Source organism: Nesterenkonia sphaerica (assembly GCF_005771565.1).
Lineage (GTDB): Bacteria > Actinomycetota > Actinomycetes > Actinomycetales > Micrococcaceae > Nesterenkonia > Nesterenkonia sphaerica.
In genome coordinates this window covers 1-16,846 of the sequence record NZ_VAWA01000016.1, presented here as the reverse complement: position 1 = coordinate 16,846, position 16,846 = coordinate 1, and the positions used below count along the sequence as shown (strand labels likewise).

The window sequence follows — 16,846 nt, the reverse complement described above, 5'->3', positions numbered from 1 at the left end:
AACGTGCGGAGAAGGACGCCCCATGATTCCCCTCTTTCTGGACTGTGATCCTGGAATCGACGACGCCGTGGCCCTGGGTTATCTGGCATGTCAGCCCGACGTCGAGGTGGTCGGTATCGCCGCCTCCGGCGGCAACGTGCCCACCGCGCAGACGGTGACCAACACGCTGAGCTGGCTGGAGCTTGCCGGGCGCAGCGAGGTCCCCGTCCATCCCGGTGCGCCGCTTCCGCTGGCACAGTCGGATACGGACACACCGGCCGCACCAGCGCCAGCAGCGCCACTCTATGCAGATGACACCCATGGCCCAGTGGGCACCGGCCACGCTGTGCTTCCTGCACCGACGACGACGCCGTCGCCGGTCTCAGCTGCCGAGGCGTGGGTCGCTGCCGCCCGCGCCCACCCCGGGGACCTGATCGGGGTGGTCACCGGACCGTGCACCAACCTTGCGCTGGCGTTGGAGCTGGAACCGGAGCTGCCGCGGCTGATCCGGCGGCTGTTCATCATGGGCGGGGCGTTCAACTACCGGGGGAACACCAAGCCGACCACCGAGTGGAACATTGACCATGACCCGGAGGCTGCAGCCCGGGTCTTCGCCGGGTTCACCGGGGCCGACCCACGTCCGGTGGTGGGACCGATCGAGGCCACCGAATCCATTGTGATGACGCCGCAGCGGTTGGACCGAATCGTCTCCGGCGCCACAGAGCCGCGCTGGCGGAGGTGGCTGGAGCACCTGGCGGAGGCCCTGCGGTTCTACTTTGAATTCCACGCCGCCGATGGGCACGGGTATCTGGCTCAGATCCATGACCCCTACGTGCTGGCCGCAGCCCTGCAGTGGGCCCGCCATACTGACGCCAGTGCACCAGAAGGCTCAGCGGCCATCCCCTGGGCCGAATCCGCCGCCGCCGCGGTCGATGTGGAACTGAAAGGCACCCTGACCCGCGGGGAGACTGTGGCAGACTGGCTCGGGCGCTGGGGCGCAGCCCCGAACGCCGAACTGATCCGCCGGATCCAGGCGGAAAACTTCCTTGATCACCTAGAAAACACCTTGACGAGAGGACCGACCTATGACCACGCCCGATAACGGATCTGGGCAGGGGTCCGCAGCCGCTGCGGCCCCCGGAGAAACCCAGAACGCTCTGCTGACCGCCAACGCCGCCTCCCGTCCCGGACTGCTGTCCACCCTGCTGATCACCGCCGGTGCCGCCGTGATCACAGGAACATATCTCTGGGTGCTGGCCACCCAGCCCGCCACACTCGGCGCCGACCTCGGCCACACCACCCTCGGGGTGATGATGGGCTATCTGCTCGGCGCGGTGCTGATCGCCGCAGGCACTTTGCCGCGCGTTCCGCGCAGCGTCTTGGCTCTGATGCCGGTGATGATCGCGCTGAACACTGCCGCCGGGCAAATCGTGGGAACCATGACCCCGATCCCGCTCTACCTGGACTCGCTGGGCACCGTCATCATCGGCGTACTCGCTGGCCCCGCCGCCGGAGCACTGACCGGCATTCTGACCAATGTGGTCTGGGGATTGACCATCAACCCCACCGTTCTCGCCTTCACCGCAGGGGCGGCGTTCATCGGCGCTGCCGCCGGGTGGGCTGCCCGTCTCGGTGGCTTCCGCCGCATCTGGTGGGCGGTCATCGCCGGCGCCCTGGCCGGAGTCCCCACCGGACTCATCAGCGCCCCAGTGGCGGCTTTCCTCTTCGGCGGCGGTCTCGGCGTGGGCACCGGTGGGGTCGTGGCAGCGCTCCAGGGTGCCGGCATGTCCATGCTGGGAGCGGCCACCGTCCAGGGGCTCGGCAGCGATGTCGCGGACAAGGCCCTGATCTTCGCCGCCGCCTTCCTGGTGATCGCGGCGCTGCCGTCACGCCTGCTGAGCAGATTCCCCTACACCCAGCACTCTGCGCCGCGTCGGTATCAGCGTGGGGCGCCACATCCGAGGCCCGCGGATGCGTCTGCATCCAGCCACTGAGCTGGTTCTGCTGGGCTGTGCGCTGCTCCTGGTCTACGGAATCCCCTCCCCGGTAGTCCCCGCCGCGGTCCTGCTGGGTGCCGCCATGGCGGCGGTGATCTCCCCGCGGGTGCAGCTGCGCACCTGGCTGCTCACTGTCGCAGTCCTGGCTGGCCCTATGCTGATCATGGTCGGGGTCATCCAGGGACTTTTCTACCCCGGTGAGCCGGCGCAGCTGGTAGCCGAGTTCGGTCCGGCGGCGGTCACCGTCGAAGGTCTGGCCCTGGCGATGCAACTGTGGCTGCGGGTGGCGGCAATGGTGGCCGTGTGCGCTCTCTTCGCCTTAGGCTCCGACCCTTCCCGAGCTTTTGACGGTCTGCTGACACTGCGGATGCCACTGTCCCTGGCCTATGTATGCGCCTCAGCGTTGAGCCTAGTGCCGCTGGCCCGGCACCAAGTGCGCCGGGCCATGGCCGCCCGTGCGGCACGAGGCTGGGACACCGACCGGCTGCGCGTGCGGCTGAGACTGCTCACGGGTGTGCTCACCGGGCTGCTGGTCACCGCCATCACGCAGTTGGACCAACGCCAGCACGCGCTGGCTCAGCGCGGATTCGGGCAGACTCCGCGGCCCACCCCGGCTCAGTTCTACCCGCACGGCCCGTGGCAGGGCCGCCTACGCTGGGGTGTCTCCGCTGCGACGGTGCTGCTGGTGGCAGGCTCCGTCACAGGGGTGCTGCCGCTGCCCTCGGCCACGGAATTGTTGGGGTTCACCAGTGCCTGAGCACCCTGCGCTGCTGCACCTGGAGGACTACGGTTTCGTCTACCGCGGCGCGCAGGTGACCGCCCTGAACGGTGTGCACTTGACCCTGCGCAGTGGGGAGGCGGTGGCCGTACTCGGGGCTCAGGGCGCAGGGACCTCCACGCTGGCCCGCGCCGTGGCCGGACTGCTGGACGAGCATGGCCACAGCGCGGGGATCCGGCTATTCAGCGGATCCCGGATCGGGATGCTGGGTGAGGACCCCGAAGCGCAGCTGACCGGTCTGACTCGCACGGTCTGGGATGAGGCCGCGCTGCCGGGCAGGCTGCTGGGCAGGCCGCTGCAGGCGTGTCTGAACGACGCCCAGGACAGTCTGGCGGCCCTGGGCATCTGGGACCTGGCGGATCGGCAGCTGAGCACGCTCTCCGGCGGGGAGCGCCAACTCACCGCGCTGGCGGGGTTGCTGACCTTGCGCCCGGAGGTCCTGGTGCTCGATCAACCCTCGCAGGCGTTGGATCACGGCGCCCGAGACCGGCTGGCTCGGTGCCTGGAGCAGTTCCGCGCCAACGGCGGGGCTGTGCTGATCACCGGTCACCAGCACGATGAGCTGACCGCCACCTGCGGCCGCGTGGTCTTCCTCGACCATGGTCGCCTCGCGGAGGTTCCGCCCAGCAGCACCGTGCACGCGGCCGCGGCGGACAGAACGGAACTCGACCGCCACGGAGTCTGGCACACCCAAAACCAGCCTGTGGCTGATGCGCACGCTCCCCCACCCTCGCGCAGCGATGGAGGGCGGGCACTGCTGACGGTGACGGGCTTGTCGGTCCGCCGCAGTGGCACCCAGGTGCTCGACGGCGTCGGACTGGAGCTTCGTGCCGGCGAGACGACCGTCCTGCGCGGCGCCAACGGATCCGGTAAGTCCACCCTGCTCAGCGCGCTGGCTGGAGGCGTTGTGACTGAACCACAGACCCGGATCGCCGACTCCGCAGGAAGGGACCTCGCAGTACTGCCGGCCCACCTCCGGGCGGGCTGTCTGGCGTGGGTGGGACAGGATCCGGGCGAGCAGCTCTCCGCCTCCACTGTGCGCGGGGAGCTGCACAGTGCGGTGCCGCTGCACACTGCCGTGCAGCGGCACCGTGGGGGCCGTCGCCTGCGGCGGGAGGAGCGGCAGCGTGCCACCGCAGAACGCGCCGAGCAGGTCCAGCAGGTGATGACGACTGCCGCGCTGAGCCACCATGCGGATGACCATCCCTATGATCTACTGCCGGCGCGGCGGAAGGACTGCGTGATCGCCTCAGCGCTGCTGCTGAACCCGTCAGTGCTGCTGCTCGATGAGCCCACCCTGGGCCGCGACGCGAAGGACATGGCCCGGTTGAGCGCACTGCTGAAGGACTTCACTGATGCCGGTGGCGCGGTGCTTGTCGCCACCCATGATGAGCGCTGGGCAGCCGAGATCGGCGACCACCAGCTGCACCTGCGCGATGGCCGCCTGGCAGAACTCTGAGACCGGCGTGGGGAACGCCGCAGGACCGGAAAGGTTTCGTAACTTTCGAAACTTAGCTATGCTGGTCTTCATAGACCCGCTAAGGAATGCCTGATGAGCGAATTACAGCAACCCGACCAAGCATTTGCCTCCCCTGCCCAAGGAGAGAGGGAGAACGCCGCACAAGTGCTGAGCTTTCTCCAGGCCCACGAGGCCCGTCACGGCACTCCAGTTTCCCCCGGTTATTTCCTGTCCGGCGCAGATGAGCATGACCGCATTGAACTCACCGAACACATGCATCAGATGTTGAAGGGCATCGCAGAAGCCCTCTCAAAAGGTCGCTCCGTCAGCGTGCTGGCGCGGGATCACGAGATCACCACCCAACAAGCAGCCCAGATCCTCGGTTTGAGCCGTCCAACAGTCGTGCGCCTGATTGACGAAGGAGAGCTTGAAGCCTCCGTACCCGGCAAGAACAGAAGAAAACTCAAACTGGCCGACGTGCTGAGTTACCGTGAGCAATTACATGCTCGGCGAAGCACATTCGTTGAGGATTCTTCAGCGGCATATGCCGATATCGATGAAAACCAGATTCCAGACCTCCTCGCGCAAGCGAGGAAGAGCCGATAACTCGCGCCTCGTGCGACACTGACCCGCATGTTTCGAGCTGTTCTAGACACCTCCGTGCTCGTGCCGGGACTTCAGCGAGATTTTCTGTTACAGCTCGCCGCAGAGCGAACATATGCTCCTCTGTGGGGCACCGGAATACTCCACGAATTGGACTATGTCCTGGAACGCCTGGATGCCATGCGAAGTGTCACTGTTGCTGACAGCAAGAGTCGCCGCCAGCACCTGTTCTCACAGATGAAGCGCGCGTTCCCGGGCGCCTGCATGAATAGTCCCAAAGATGGAGACTACAGTTATGCGCTCACCGACGAGTTCGACGGTCACGTGGCTCACGCTGCGGTGATTGGCAAAGCAGATGCGATCGTTACCAATGACCGGCGTGCTGGATTCGAAAACTCTCCCATGCTTATCTCGGCTGAGGTTGAAATTCTCGCCCCTCACGTTTTCGCGGCCAACACTGTTTTCGCCCACACCGAGGGCGGACTCCAGGCGCTCTTGGCTATGGCCGCCCGGACCGGATCTCCCCCGATGGACCCACGCGCACTACTTGATCGCTTGGCCACCACGTATCAGATGGAGGAAGTGGCAGAAATGCTGGCTCCGCGCCTTGGCTCCTCCCACCAGGGTCATTCGTAATATCTCCTGGGTGAGCCGCAACGTCGCCCTTGCACAGCGGCGCATCACACGCGAGGGCTGGCTCAGTCTGTCGAGGCCTCGGGGGCGCCCCAGGCGGTGATTTGGTCGGCCAGCTTGCGGCGCAGCTCTGGGTCCAGGTGCTCGGTAGCCAGGGATTCATAGAGCCACAGGCCATCGGCGGCAAGACGAGCGATGAAGCGCTGCACCTCCTCAGCAGAGGCATCAGCGGAGTCCGGCACCGGGTCCACCCACCGGTGATAGATGTCATCCCAGATGGCATTGTTGACCGGGTTCTCAGATGCTTCGAGCATCAGCAGCAGCTCAGCGCGGTCCGGATACTGTGAGGCGCGGACAAACGCCCCGAAGCGTGAGGCTCTGTCCAGCTCGGCAGCCGGTGCGCCACCTTCGGCCTCCATGGCCTGTTCCCACCGCTGAGCGACATGCCCGTGCAGTGCGACCAGAAGGTCCTCCCGGGACGGAAAGTGGTAGAGAAGCCCGCCCTTGGTCAGCCCCGCCTCGGCCGCCACAGCCTCATAGGAGAGCCCGGTGACGCCGTCGCGCTGGATGATACGCTTGGCAGCTTCGAGCGCTGCTTCCCGTTTGGACTCCCTCATTGGACCACTACCTTAGTGGTTGTCCGGATAGGCCTGGGATTCGGTGCCGGGGGTATAGCGCCGCAGCAGCACCACACAGCCCAGCGCCCCCAGGGTGACGACGACGCAGGTGGCCACCAGAACTGCCAGGTAGGCCGAGTCGAAGGCTGCTGTGGCAGCTGCGACCACTGCGGCGTCGTCGCCGGTCAGCGCCACCGCCGGGGAGCTGCCGACCAGCTGTTGGTCTCCTGCGGGCAGGTCCAGTGTGCGGGTGTAGACGAAAGTCAGCAGCGACCCCAGGGTGGCCACGGCCACCAGCCCGCCGAATTCGTAGGAGACCTCCTCCAGGGAGGCCGCCATGCCCGCCCGGCGCGGGGGCACATTGCCCATGATCGCGGTGGAGGCCACTGACATGGACGCACCCAGTCCGATCCCGGAGACCACCAGCCCGGCAATGAGCAGGCCCAGGGCATCCTGTACGGCGGCGGCAATGACGATTCCGGTGCCGAGGGCGGCGGTGCCGATACCGCCGGCGATCAGCACCAGCAGCCCCACCCGGTGCAGGACTGCGCCACCGAAGATCGCGAAGGGCATCGAGGCCACCGCCAGGGCGGTGACGAGCAGGCCTGCCTGTAAGGGGGTGAACCCTTCCACCAGCTGGTAGCGCTGGGTGATGACCAGCTGAAGCCCCATGATGGTGAAGATGGAGGCTCCGGCGGCCACCACACCGCCGCTGAAGCCGCGGTTGCGGAAGACGGCGAAGTCCACCAGGGGTTCCACCGGTGAGCGCATCAGCCGCAGCTGGCGGCGGACGAAGAGGGTCATCGCGGCGGCACCGAATACGGTGGAGATCAATGCCAGCGGGAGGTTCAGCGGCGCCTCGGCCCAGGTCTTGATCGCCAGTACGGAGGCGGCCATGCCCACCAGCGCCTGAGTGGAGGACACCGCGTCCCAGCGGCGGGCCGGGTTGGTGAGATTGCGCGGCCCGATGGCGACCATCAGGATGCTGGCGGCCAGAACGATGGGGACGTTGATGAGGAAGACCGAGCCCCACCAGAACCATTCCAGCAGCACACCGGAGACCACGGGTCCGGCGGCCATCCCCACGGTGGCGGTGGCCGCCCAGATGGCGATGGCGATGTTGCGCTCACGTTCGGCCGCGAAGCTGATGCGGATCAGCGCCAGGGTGGCCGGCATCATGGCCGCGGCCCCCACGCCTTTGAGCAGGCGGGCGATGATCAGCGACTCAGGGTTGGCGGAGAAGGCGGCAGCCAGTGAGGCGGCGCCGAATATCAGCAGCCCGATCTGGAAGACCCGCTTGTGCCCGAATCTGTCACCGAGCGCGCCGGAGCCCAGCAGCAGCCCGGCCATGGTCAGCGGGTAGCCGTTGATGATCCACAGCTGCTGGGAGTTGGTGGCGCTGAGCTCATTGGAGAGGATCGGCAGCGCGGTGTAGAGGATGGTGTTGTCCAGCGCGATCAGCAGCAGGGCGGAGGAGACGATGCCCAGCACCGTCCACCGCTGCCACCTCGCCAGCGTCCGGTCAGGGGCAGCGGTGGTGTCTGCAAGCCCAGCCAAGCGCATGGATCCGGTGTCAGTCATCACCAGCTCGCGTTGACGCTTTCTGTTCACTACCACCACCCAAACTATACCGTACGTTCGGTACAGTTTGAAGCCTGAGGTCAGTTCAGCTCCACGCTGAGGCTCTGCAGGGCCGGGGTGATGGGGGTGCGCCAGCGCCAGGTGGCTTTGGCGTCAGCACGGGAAGGACCCCCGTTGATGACGCTGACCTGCTTGCCAGCACGGTGCATGCGCAACGCAATGGAGTACCCGCTCATCACCGCCATGGAAGACCCCACAATCAGCAGGGACTCCGATTCCGCGACCAGCCGGTCCACCGAGGCTTTGCGCTCAGCCGGCACATTCTCACCGAAGTAGACGACGTCGGGCTTGAGCGTGTCCGCCCGGCACACCAGACAGGCGACCAGCCGGAACCGCTGGACCCACTCCTGCGCCAGAGTCACGTCCCCGTCGGGGTTGACGTTCTCTGCCGCCACCGCGGCCGCCTCAGAGTAGCCGGGGTTGGCCTCCTCCAGCCGCTCATCCATCGAGCTGCGCGATTCGTAGTATCCGCAGCTGAGGCACACCACCTGGGATAAGTCCCCATGCAGGGGAACGACGGCGGCATCGGGCGGACTCGCCGCAGCGTGCAGCCCGTCCACGTTCTGGGTGACCAGGCCGGTCAGCAGCCCTGAGGCCTGCCAGTCGGCCAAGGTGGTGTGTCCAGGATTCGGTTTCGCCCGGCCCAGGTGGCGCCAGCCCACAAAGGACCGTGCCCAGTAGCGGTGCCGTGCCGCGGCGTCGTACTTGAACTCCTGATACGTCATCGGCCGGTGCTTCTTCAGCGACCCGGCCGGTCCCCGGTAGTCCGGGATCCCGGAATCGGTGGAGATGCCAGCGCCGGTGACACACAGGACCGCGCCGCGGCGCAGCTGCTGCAGAATCCCCGCCTTGGCTTCGGCCGGCTCATGCGGCGGCGCGGATTCCTCCACGGTGCGCGCAATGGACCTCAGTGCCCCTTGGTGGGCCTGCTCAGCCTGCGGAGTGAACACCTGACCGGTCAGCGGTCGTCGTCGTCCCAGTCCCCGCCGGGTTCCTCGTCAGCGTCATCGCTGCTTGGGCTGGGAGCCTCTCCCCGTGCCTGGGCAAGCTCGCGCTCCAGGGCAGACAGATCAGTATTCGGGGTGTAGTACTTGATCTCCCGCGCCTGCTTCGTAGCTTTCGCCTTCTGACGGCCACGCCCCATGAGCGGGACCCCCTTAACGTCGTCTCGAAATGGCCACACGATGAACATTCACCGCCGGCTTGACTCTTGGATGAAGTGGTTAGTGCTCTCTAGGTTAACATGAGTGCCAGCATGGCGTCGCACTGAAGGGGAGGCCCGCACACCGATGAGCCACACACCGCAGGAGAACGACGCCCCCGCACAGCCTTTATCACGCCGAGCTCGCCGCACCGCTGCTGGGGACACCGGCCGGCGGCTCAACGCGGTGCCGTTCGTGATCGCCGGGGCGGTAGTGGTCATTCTCACAGCGGCCCTGCTGTGGTGGTTCTTAGGCCGGAGCGAGCCCGAGCAGACTGGTGACTGGACCTGGACCGAGGAGCCTGCTGACGGCGTGCACGCCCGCGATGTTCCCCCCGAGGACTGGGAGACGGGATGGTGCTTGGCCGGCTTCTCCGATGAAGACTCCCCGGCGAATGTGATCGACTGTGAGCGCAATTATGACGTTCAGGTCCTTCACCGGCAGGAGCTGGACGATGAGGTCACCGATGGTGAATATCCCGGTGATGACATTGTGGCGCAGCAGGCGAATCAGTGGTGTCACGATGAGATTGAACTCAACCCTGAAGCGGTGCAGGCGGTGGATACTGAGCTGCAGATCAAGCTCTGGCACCCCAGCGAGTCCACGTGGAACAGCGAGGACGACCGGCTGGTCAGCTGCTTCCTGGCACGTGCTGATGGCGAGCGGCTCACCGGGGACTTCCTCGCCGATGAGCCAGATTCCGATGATGAGGGCGACGACGCCGAGGATGACGCCGAGGTAGACGTCGTCGAGGAGGGCCGAGAGGACGACCCGGAGGACGAGGACAGCGACGCCGAGTCCGAGGAGGACCCGGAGGAGGACTGACCTCGTCCCCCAGGCTTATGCGAGCCGCTTGACGCTCAGCCCCTGCAGTTCATCACCCTCTACCGTGAAGTCCTCCCGGTCCACCACCACTGAGGAGCCGTCCTCAATCTCGCCAGCCAGCATCGCTTTGGCAAGCTTGTCGCCGATTTCGCGCTGAACGAGCCGGCGCAGCGGCCGGGCACCGTAGGCCGGGTCATAACCGGTCAGCGCCAACCATTCCTTGGCGGCGTCGGTGACTTCCAAGGTCAGCCGCCGGGAGGCCAACCGCTCAGCCAGGCTGTGGATCTGCAGGTCCACAATGGAGGTCAGCTGCTCCATCGTCAGGGCGTCGAACATGACAATGTCGTCCAACCGGTTGAGGAACTCGGGCTTGAAGTGGGAGTTCACCACGCTCATCACCGATTCCCGCTTGGTGCGGTCATCGGTGGACTGGTCCACCAGGAACTGCGAGCCGAGGTTGGAGGTCAGGATCAGCACCACATTGCGGAAGTCCACTGTCCGGCCCTGCCCGTCGGTGAGCCGGCCGTCGTCGAGGACTTGGAGCAGGATGTCGAAGACGTCATGGTGGGCCTTTTCCACCTCATCCATCAGCACCACTGAGTAGGGACGACGCCGCACCGCTTCAGTGAGCTGACCACCTTCGTCGAAGCCCACGTAGCCGGGAGGGGCTCCGACCAGCCGTGCCACGGAGTGCTTCTCGGAGTACTCGGACATGTCGATGCGGATCATGGAGCGTTCATCGTCGAACAGGAACTCCGCCAGCGCCTTGGCCAGCTCGGTCTTGCCGACGCCGGTGGGCCCCAGGAACAGGAAGCTGCCGGTGGGGCGGTCCGGGTCGGAGATGCCGGTGCGGGCGCGGCGGACGGCGTCGGAGACGGCGGTGACGGCTTTGCGCTGTCCGATCAGCCGGGAGCCGATGAGGTCCTCCATCTGCAGCAGCTTCTGGGTCTCCCCCTGCAGCAGCCGGCCGGTGGGGATCCCGGTCCAGGCGGAGATGACCTCGGCGATGGCGTCGGCGTCGACCTTATCGGAGACCATGCGCTCTTCGGCTTCAGGTTCGGCCTCTTGGGCTTCAGCCTCAGCCAGTGCCTTCTCTGCCTGGGGGATCTCGCCATAGCGGAGGCGTCCGACTTCACCGAAGTCACCTTCACGCTCGGCGCGTTCAGCGGCGGACTTCAGTTCATCGAGCTTCCGGTGCAGCTCTGCCGCGCGGTTGTGGGCGCCTTGTTCGCGTTCCCACCGGGCGTTGAGGGCATCGAGCTCCTCGCGCTTATTCGCCAGTTCCTCCTCCAGGGCGGCCAGGCGCTCCTTGGAGGCGGCGTCGGTCTCTTGGGTCAGCCACTGACGTTCGGCTTCCAACCGGTCCACCGCACGGCGGAGTTCGTCGATCTCCACTGGATCGGAGTCGATCTCCATCTTCAGCCGGGAGGCGGCTTCGTCCACCAGGTCAATGGCCTTATCCGGCAGCTGCCGTCCGGTGATGTAACGGTCGGAGAGCTCGGCGGCGGCCACCAAGGCGGCATCGGAGATCTCCACACCGTGGTGGGCCTGGTACTTCTCCTTGATCCCCCGCAGGATCGCCACAGTGTCCTCCACTGAGGGCTCGCCCACGTACACCTGCTGGAACCGGCGTTCCAGGGCGGCGTCGGACTCAATGTTCTCGCGGTACTCATCCAGGGTGGTGGCCCCGATCATGCGCAGCTCGCCGCGGGCGAGCATGGGCTTGAGCATATTCCCGGCGTCCATAGAGCCTTCTGAGGTGCCGCCTGCACCGACCACGGTGTGAACCTCGTCGATGAAGCTGATGATCTCACCTTCGGCGGCTTTGATCTCATCCAGCACGGCCTTGAGTCGCTCTTCGAACTCACCGCGGTATTTGGAACCGGCCACCATGGCGCCGAGGTCCAGGGAGATCAGGCGCTTGTTCTTCAGCGCATTGGGCACGTCCCCGGCTTCGATCCGCTGGGCGAGACCTTCCACCACTGCCGTCTTGCCCACGCCGGGCTCACCGATGAGCACCGGGTTGTTCTTGGTGCGGCGGGAGAGGACTTGGACCACCCGTCGGATTTCGGCGTCGCGGCCGATCACGGGGTCCAGCTTGCCTTCTTTGGCCAGCTCGGTGAGGTCGCTGCCGAATTTGGACAGTGCCTCAAACGTGCCTTCGGGGTCTGCGGTGGTGACTTTGCGTCCCTGCCGCACGGCGTCAACGGCTGAACGCAGAGCTTTGACCTCAGCGCCGTTGTCCTGCAGGGCCTGGCCGGCCGGGTCATTCACCCCGGCGATGCCGAGCAAGAGGTGCTCGGTGGAGACGTAGTCGTCCCCCATACGTTCAGCCTCGGCCTGGGCATTGCGCATTACGCTCAGTCCGTTGCGGGAGAACTGCGCGTTCGCCACTGAGGCGCCAGAGGAGGAGGGTAGGTCTTTGATGGCCGTGGAGGCGCGGGTGGAGACGGCGTCAGGATCTGCGCCGGTGGCTTTCAACGCGGCCACGGCCACCGATTCCCGGCTGTCCATCAGGGCTTTCAGGATGTGGGCGGGTTCAATCTGTGGATTGCCAGCAGTATTGGCGTTCATGGCGGCCGCACTGACGGCCTCTTGCGATTTGGTGGTGAGCTTGATGTCCATGGCCTCGCGGCCCCCTTTCACAGCTGAGCGAAACTTGAGTCACTGATACTCAACTTTACCGGCACCCCCGTTATTCCGTCACCCCTTAGGTGAATCTGATCCAACACTTGTAGGTTCCAGCTAAGTTGTCAGTAGTGTCACCTATCTGTCAGTGGTTTGTCAGTGGTGTCATCTATCTGTCAGTGGGTCACGTTGAATCATCCCCATGGCCGCGATTCCCCAGCAGAGTCTCCGCCGATCTATCGAGACCTAAAAGCTCGCACGCACGGTGTCCCGGTTAGCCCCCCGTCAGCGGGACAGGGTGCGGACCACCTATACGGGACACCCTCTCTGGCCAGTTGGCGTTACGCCTGGTCAGAGGTGGGTGTTCCCGGTTGGGGTTCCCAACTGACAACGCCACTCACGGAGCTAGCCGGCTCAGGGTTAGAGCCCGAATGCGCCGCCAGTGACCAGGATGATGACCCCCAGGGTAATGAGCACAAGTGGAAAGAGGATGCTTTCCCACCGCTCCAGAACTTCAGCGATGGGTTTGCGTGAGGTGATCCACTTAGCAGCCAGGACCAGGAGCGCGACCAGTGATAGGAAGACGATGCAGAAGGCCAGGACAGCGGCCCAGCTGAGGCTGACGAAGACTGGTACATAGACACCGATGTTGTCTCCACCGTTGGCGAAGGTCACTAGGGCAACCGTGCCGACAGAGACTCGCTTGCCTTCCAGTTGGGCTTCGTCGTCGTCTTTTTCGTCGCGGTTGCGCCATGTTCGCCATGCTGCCCAGAGGCCCAGGCCCAGCGGGATCAGGCCGAAGTAGGGCAAGACTTCTTCTGGGAGCATCACTTGTGCGCCCAGCGCCACAACCACAGCAGTCCCCAGAATGCCGATGAAGCCCACGTACTGCCCTAGCAGTATTCGCCGGGTCGTACCTGGTTGCCCTCGGCCACGGCCGAAAAACAGGGACAGGACGATGATGTCATCGATGTTGGTGGCAACGAACAGGGCTAACGCCTGTGCAGCAACAGTCACTATCATGAGCGGCTACGCGCCTGAGCACAACCAGGAAGCGAGCACTGTGGATCGATGCAGGACGCGTATTCATCGATAGCAAGGGTGGTCTCCACCAGCGCATTCAATGCCTGAGCAAGGTGTGCATCAGCAATTTCGTACCGGGTCTGGCGACCTTCAGGCTCGGTGACCACGATCCCGCAGTCCCGCAGGCAGGCCAGGTGATTCGACACGTTGGTCCGAGTCAGCCCTAAGTCCCGGGATAGCTGGGCTGGGTAGCCGGGGCCATGCAGCAGAGAGAGTAAGATTCGAGACCGCGTGGGGTCTGCCATGGCGCGGCCGAGCCGGTTCATGACATCAAGACGAGAAGCAATAGTCAGCACACAGTGACTATACAGGGTTGACTGACTAATCAGCAGGGTCAAGCTGGCCGGCGTCCCGGTGGCGGATCCCCAAGCGGCACTACCCATTGACCAGTGCTTCGAAGACCCCAAAATCGGTCGCGCACTGGGTGTCAGTGCGGGAACCTCGATCTGAACTCTGAGCCTGCAAGTAGGGTCATGACCATGGGACAGATCATCTACGAAACGTCAACCAGCTTTGATGGATACATCGCTGACGAACATCACTCACTGTCATGGCTGTTCGCTGTACCAGGCGGGGACTCTCCCGAGCTGGAACCACCACAAGCTGCTGTGCAATTGATGGGTTCGAACACCTACGAGTGGGTGCTCGACCAGATCGATGGACTCAGCAAACCAGAGGCCTGGTCCAGCGCATTCGGCAACACTCGCGTCTTCGTCTTCACTAGCAGGCAACTCTCGGCCCCCAAAGGTGCCAATATTGGCTTCTTATCCGGCGCAGTAGAGGACGCTCTTCCCGCGATCAGAGAGGCCGCTGGAGATGGAACTGTCTGGATCGTGGGTGGCGGAGACCTTGCGGTCCAGTTCCTCGAAGCCGAAGCCCTGAACGAGTGCGTATTCACCATTGCGCCAGTGGCTCTGGGGAACGGAGCACCGCTTTTTCCCCGACGGCTGGAATCGAACCAATTCACGCTGACCTCAGCACAGCAGGTAGGCCAGTTCACTCGGGTCGCCTACAAGGTGACCTACCCCGACCGCTGACGGATCCCCAAGTGACACACCTTCACCGCGGGCTGGACTCCCGTAGCCTCTTCGCTGTGCTTCGATGCCGTTGAGGATTGTGACAGGTTACTGGGACAGGAGCCGTCTCACCGAGTTGTCATGCCCCAGGTCAGCACAGCGCGGTCCTGACAAGTTCAGTGAGAACCTACAACACTGTAGGTTCCAGTTAAGTTGTCAGTAATGCCATGTATCTGTCAGTGGCGTGTCAGTAGTCTCATCTTTCTGACAGTAGGTCACACTGAGGATATGGGCACGCGCGGGGTCTCCTTGCGATACTGCACCGTCGCCGGTGATGAAGTCACGACGACGTGGGAACAAGCGCGTGCTGACCTTATCGTTGAGGGCCTCCCGATTCGGATACCTCCTGCCTACAGGGGCCAGCGGAACTACCCCGGTCTATTCTGGGCATCGACGAATCATAGGACTTTAGTCTATGAAAGCCTGCTTGAGTTAGAGCGACTATGGTTAGCAGACTTCGACCCGACAGTCGCGCAGATAGCCACTCAGCCTTTCCAACTCGCCGGACGCGACATCAACGGGCCTCGCCGGCATGTGCCAGACATGCTCCTGACCCATCGGGATCGGCGGGTCACCCTTGTCGATGTGAAGCCTCAAGCTGCACTGAGCAGGCCCCAGGTTAAGGCGCAGTTCGACTGGACTCGCGATCTGTGCCGTGAAAAGGGGTGGCGCTACGAAGTCTTCGCCGGTGGGAGCCCAACCGTTCTGCGTAATATCCGCGCCTTGGCCGTTGCGCGACGTCATTCGCGAATACCGGATGACCTACTGGAGCATGCGTGGATAGTCCTACGCGATGCTGGCCGACTGCCCTTTGGAGAGGCCGTTACCCGCAAACCAGCTTCCTGCGAGGAGGCTCTTTGGCGCGTGGCGCTTTCGGCGCACATATGGTCCGGCAAGGTCACGGCCGACTTAAGTCAGCCTTTGAGTGACAAGACGCTCATAGAGACATCGGTGGAGGCAGCGGCATGAACGCAGAGAGCCTTGATATCTCGATTGGCGCTCGTCTTTGGTACCAAGGATCGGCCTGGGCTGTAGTCGAACATGACGGAAGCGGAGTGCTCCTGCGGTCAGGCAAGTCCTTCAAGAAAGTGCACGGGGCCTCGCTCGTCGGGCACGCCGAACCCTTGAGCGAAAAAGTTCAGGTCGAGAACAGGGAGCTCGATGTTGTCGTTCTTGAGACACTGGATAAAGTCCAGCGTGCAGAGGTAGAACGTCAGGCCAAGATCTTTGACGAAGTCTTCTTGACTGGCTCTCAAGCTTCGGCAGACGACCTCTACCAGGCTGCGGCGGACAAACTCGGGGTGTCTCTTCGAACTGCCTATCGACGCGGTCAACGATATGCGAAGCAGGGAATCGTAGGGCTGGTTGATGCTCGCCGGCTCAAGTCTCACCGCCCAGCCGTTGACCCTGAATGGGACACTGCCTGTCTGGAGGTCCTCCATAGTTTCCGGGACCAGTCAAATCCAACAGTAAAAGGCGTCCTAGCCAAGACGAATGCACTTTTCGCCGCACGGAACCCAAGCGGCGCTGCTCCTTCAAGGTCAGCGGGATACCGCCGCATACAAGAGTTAGATAAGGGACGCTACACTTTCGGATCCGCGAAGCAGCGGCGATCTGTCGCTGATCGCCCCCAAGGCGTTCTGGGACGCCTGCGGGCGGATCGGCCCGGTGAGTATGTCCTTCTGGACACCACTCGTCTCGACGTGTTCGCCATGGAACCTGCAACGGGTCGCTGGCTGAACACCGAGCTGACAGTGGCGATGGACTTGTACTCACGGTGCATCCTCGGACTCGTCCTCCGGGCCGTGTCCACTACCGCCCAAGATGTCTCTTCTGTGCTGTATCAGGTAGTCACGCCCCAACACTGGGGGCCCCTCGCTGAAAACGATGATCCAGCGCCCTACGTGGGGGTCCCGGACAATTTGATCGCCCAGTCCACTGGTGCCTTGCCCGATACGATCGTGGTCGATCACGGCAAGATCTATCTCTCGTCTCGGACAAAGGCTGTTTGTCATCGCCTCGGGATCAACATTCAACCGGCAACTCCGAACAAACCGACAGATAAACCAACCATCGAGAGGTTCTTCCGCACATTGCGCCAGCAGTTGTTAGAGCGACTGCCGGCATATAAGGGCCCTGATGTGTACTCCCGCGGCAAGAACATTGAGAACCAGGCGTTCTACACCGTAACCTGGCCTTGCCCGCAAATCGTGGACACTTGCTTAGTTCTTCAGGCGGCTTCCTGAATTCCTTGTGACTGTCCTTCTGCCTGGTGACGGAGGGATTCCTCGTATTCCACTGGCGGGATCATCCCAACAGCGGAGT

General features: G+C 64.0%; 17 protein-coding genes. 10 read left to right on the top strand and 7 right to left on the bottom strand.

The window, feature by feature from the left end; genetic code table 11:
• Positions 1-22: 22 nt before the first annotated feature.
• The 6 genes from FEF27_RS10770 (at position 23) to FEF27_RS10745 (ending at position 5,452) form a co-directional block, all read left to right on the top strand.
• Positions 23-1,081 carry a nucleoside hydrolase gene (locus FEF27_RS10770; RefSeq protein WP_138170867.1) on the top strand — a complete coding sequence of 353 codons (1,059 nt, stop codon included), beginning with the start codon at positions 23-25 and terminating at the stop codon, positions 1,079-1,081.
• Positions 1,065-1,973: a histidine kinase gene (locus FEF27_RS10765; RefSeq protein ID WP_138170866.1), complete on the top strand. Its 909-nt coding sequence runs from the start codon at positions 1,065-1,067 to the stop codon at positions 1,971-1,973. The genes FEF27_RS10770 and FEF27_RS10765 overlap by 17 nt, the downstream gene beginning before the upstream one ends.
• Positions 1,951-2,733, top strand: a complete 783-nt coding sequence (locus tag FEF27_RS10760; protein WP_138170865.1) for an energy-coupling factor transporter transmembrane component T family protein — start codon at positions 1,951-1,953, stop codon at positions 2,731-2,733. Before FEF27_RS10765 ends, FEF27_RS10760 begins: the two co-directional genes overlap by 23 nt.
• Positions 2,726-4,213, top strand: coding sequence for an ATP-binding cassette domain-containing protein (locus FEF27_RS10755; RefSeq protein ID WP_166429997.1), 1,488 nt, complete (start codon positions 2,726-2,728; stop codon positions 4,211-4,213). The genes FEF27_RS10760 and FEF27_RS10755 overlap by 8 nt, the downstream gene beginning before the upstream one ends.
• A 93-nt stretch (positions 4,214-4,306) precedes the next feature.
• A complete protein-coding gene (locus FEF27_RS10750; RefSeq protein WP_138170863.1) occupies positions 4,307-4,819 on the top strand; it encodes an excisionase family DNA-binding protein in 513 nt (170 codons plus the stop codon).
• A 27-nt stretch (positions 4,820-4,846) separates the two neighbouring features.
• Positions 4,847-5,452 (top strand): PIN domain-containing protein, encoded by a 606-nt coding sequence (locus FEF27_RS10745; protein WP_138170862.1) that lies wholly within the window; start codon positions 4,847-4,849, stop codon positions 5,450-5,452.
• Positions 5,453-5,514: 62 nt separating this feature from the next.
• On the opposite strand, the gene FEF27_RS10740 is transcribed toward FEF27_RS10745, so the two are convergent.
• Genes FEF27_RS10740 through FEF27_RS10725 form a run of 4 tightly spaced genes read right to left on the bottom strand, consistent with a single transcriptional unit; the run spans position 5,515 to position 8,851 of the window.
• Complete coding sequence (locus FEF27_RS10740) at positions 5,515-6,066, bottom strand: TetR/AcrR family transcriptional regulator (RefSeq protein WP_138170861.1); 552 nt, start codon at positions 6,064-6,066, stop codon at positions 5,515-5,517.
• 12 nt (positions 6,067-6,078) lie between these two features.
• Positions 6,079-7,683: an MFS transporter gene (locus FEF27_RS10735; protein ID WP_341805720.1), complete on the bottom strand. Its 1,605-nt coding sequence runs from the start codon at positions 7,681-7,683 to the stop codon at positions 6,079-6,081.
• A gap of 44 nt (positions 7,684-7,727) precedes the next feature.
• Entirely contained in the window at positions 7,728-8,657 is a 930-nt protein-coding gene (locus FEF27_RS10730) for a Sir2 family NAD-dependent protein deacetylase (protein WP_138170860.1), read from the bottom strand.
• 8 nt (positions 8,658-8,665) lie between these two features.
• Positions 8,666-8,851: a DUF3073 domain-containing protein gene (locus FEF27_RS10725; RefSeq protein WP_138170859.1), complete on the bottom strand. Its 186-nt coding sequence runs from the start codon at positions 8,849-8,851 to the stop codon at positions 8,666-8,668.
• Between the two features lie 145 nt (positions 8,852-8,996).
• Here FEF27_RS10725 and FEF27_RS10720 point away from each other — a divergent pair, with 145 nt between their 5' ends.
• The gene (locus tag FEF27_RS10720; RefSeq protein ID WP_138170858.1) at positions 8,997-9,734 is read left to right on the top strand and encodes a hypothetical protein; all 738 of its coding nucleotides are present in this window, start codon (positions 8,997-8,999) and stop codon (positions 9,732-9,734) included.
• Positions 9,735-9,749: 15 nt separating this feature from the next.
• Here the strand turns inward: FEF27_RS10720 and clpB are convergent, their stop codons facing one another.
• The 3 genes from clpB to cmtR all read right to left on the bottom strand — a co-directional run bounded on the left by clpB (position 9,750) and on the right by cmtR (position 13,741).
• Positions 9,750-12,359, bottom strand: coding sequence for an ATP-dependent chaperone ClpB (gene clpB, locus FEF27_RS10715; RefSeq protein WP_138170857.1), 2,610 nt, complete (start codon positions 12,357-12,359; stop codon positions 9,750-9,752).
• A 423-nt stretch (positions 12,360-12,782) separates the two neighbouring features.
• Positions 12,783-13,385 carry a cadmium resistance transporter gene (locus FEF27_RS10710; protein WP_138170856.1) on the bottom strand — a complete coding sequence of 201 codons (603 nt, stop codon included), beginning with the start codon at positions 13,383-13,385 and terminating at the stop codon, positions 12,783-12,785.
• Positions 13,382-13,741 carry a Cd(II)/Pb(II)-sensing metalloregulatory transcriptional regulator CmtR gene (cmtR, locus tag FEF27_RS10705; RefSeq protein ID WP_138170855.1) on the bottom strand — a complete coding sequence of 120 codons (360 nt, stop codon included), beginning with the start codon at positions 13,739-13,741 and terminating at the stop codon, positions 13,382-13,384. The genes FEF27_RS10710 and cmtR overlap by 4 nt, the downstream gene beginning before the upstream one ends.
• 183 nt (positions 13,742-13,924) lie before the next feature.
• On the opposite strand from cmtR, the gene FEF27_RS10700 reads away from it, so the two are divergent.
• The 3 genes from FEF27_RS10700 to FEF27_RS10690 all read left to right on the top strand — a co-directional run bounded on the left by FEF27_RS10700 (position 13,925) and on the right by FEF27_RS10690 (position 16,767).
• On the top strand, positions 13,925-14,482 hold the full coding sequence (locus tag FEF27_RS10700; protein ID WP_138170854.1) for a dihydrofolate reductase family protein: 558 nt from the start codon (positions 13,925-13,927) through the stop codon (positions 14,480-14,482).
• A 201-nt stretch (positions 14,483-14,683) separates the two neighbouring features.
• Positions 14,684-15,490, top strand: coding sequence for a TnsA-like heteromeric transposase endonuclease subunit (locus FEF27_RS13865; RefSeq protein WP_424991680.1), 807 nt, complete (start codon positions 14,684-14,686; stop codon positions 15,488-15,490).
• The gene (locus FEF27_RS10690; protein ID WP_138170852.1) at positions 15,487-16,767 is read left to right on the top strand and encodes a DDE-type integrase/transposase/recombinase; all 1,281 of its coding nucleotides are present in this window, start codon (positions 15,487-15,489) and stop codon (positions 16,765-16,767) included. Before FEF27_RS13865 ends, FEF27_RS10690 begins: the two co-directional genes overlap by 4 nt.
• The last annotated feature ends 79 nt before the right edge of the window (positions 16,768-16,846 follow it).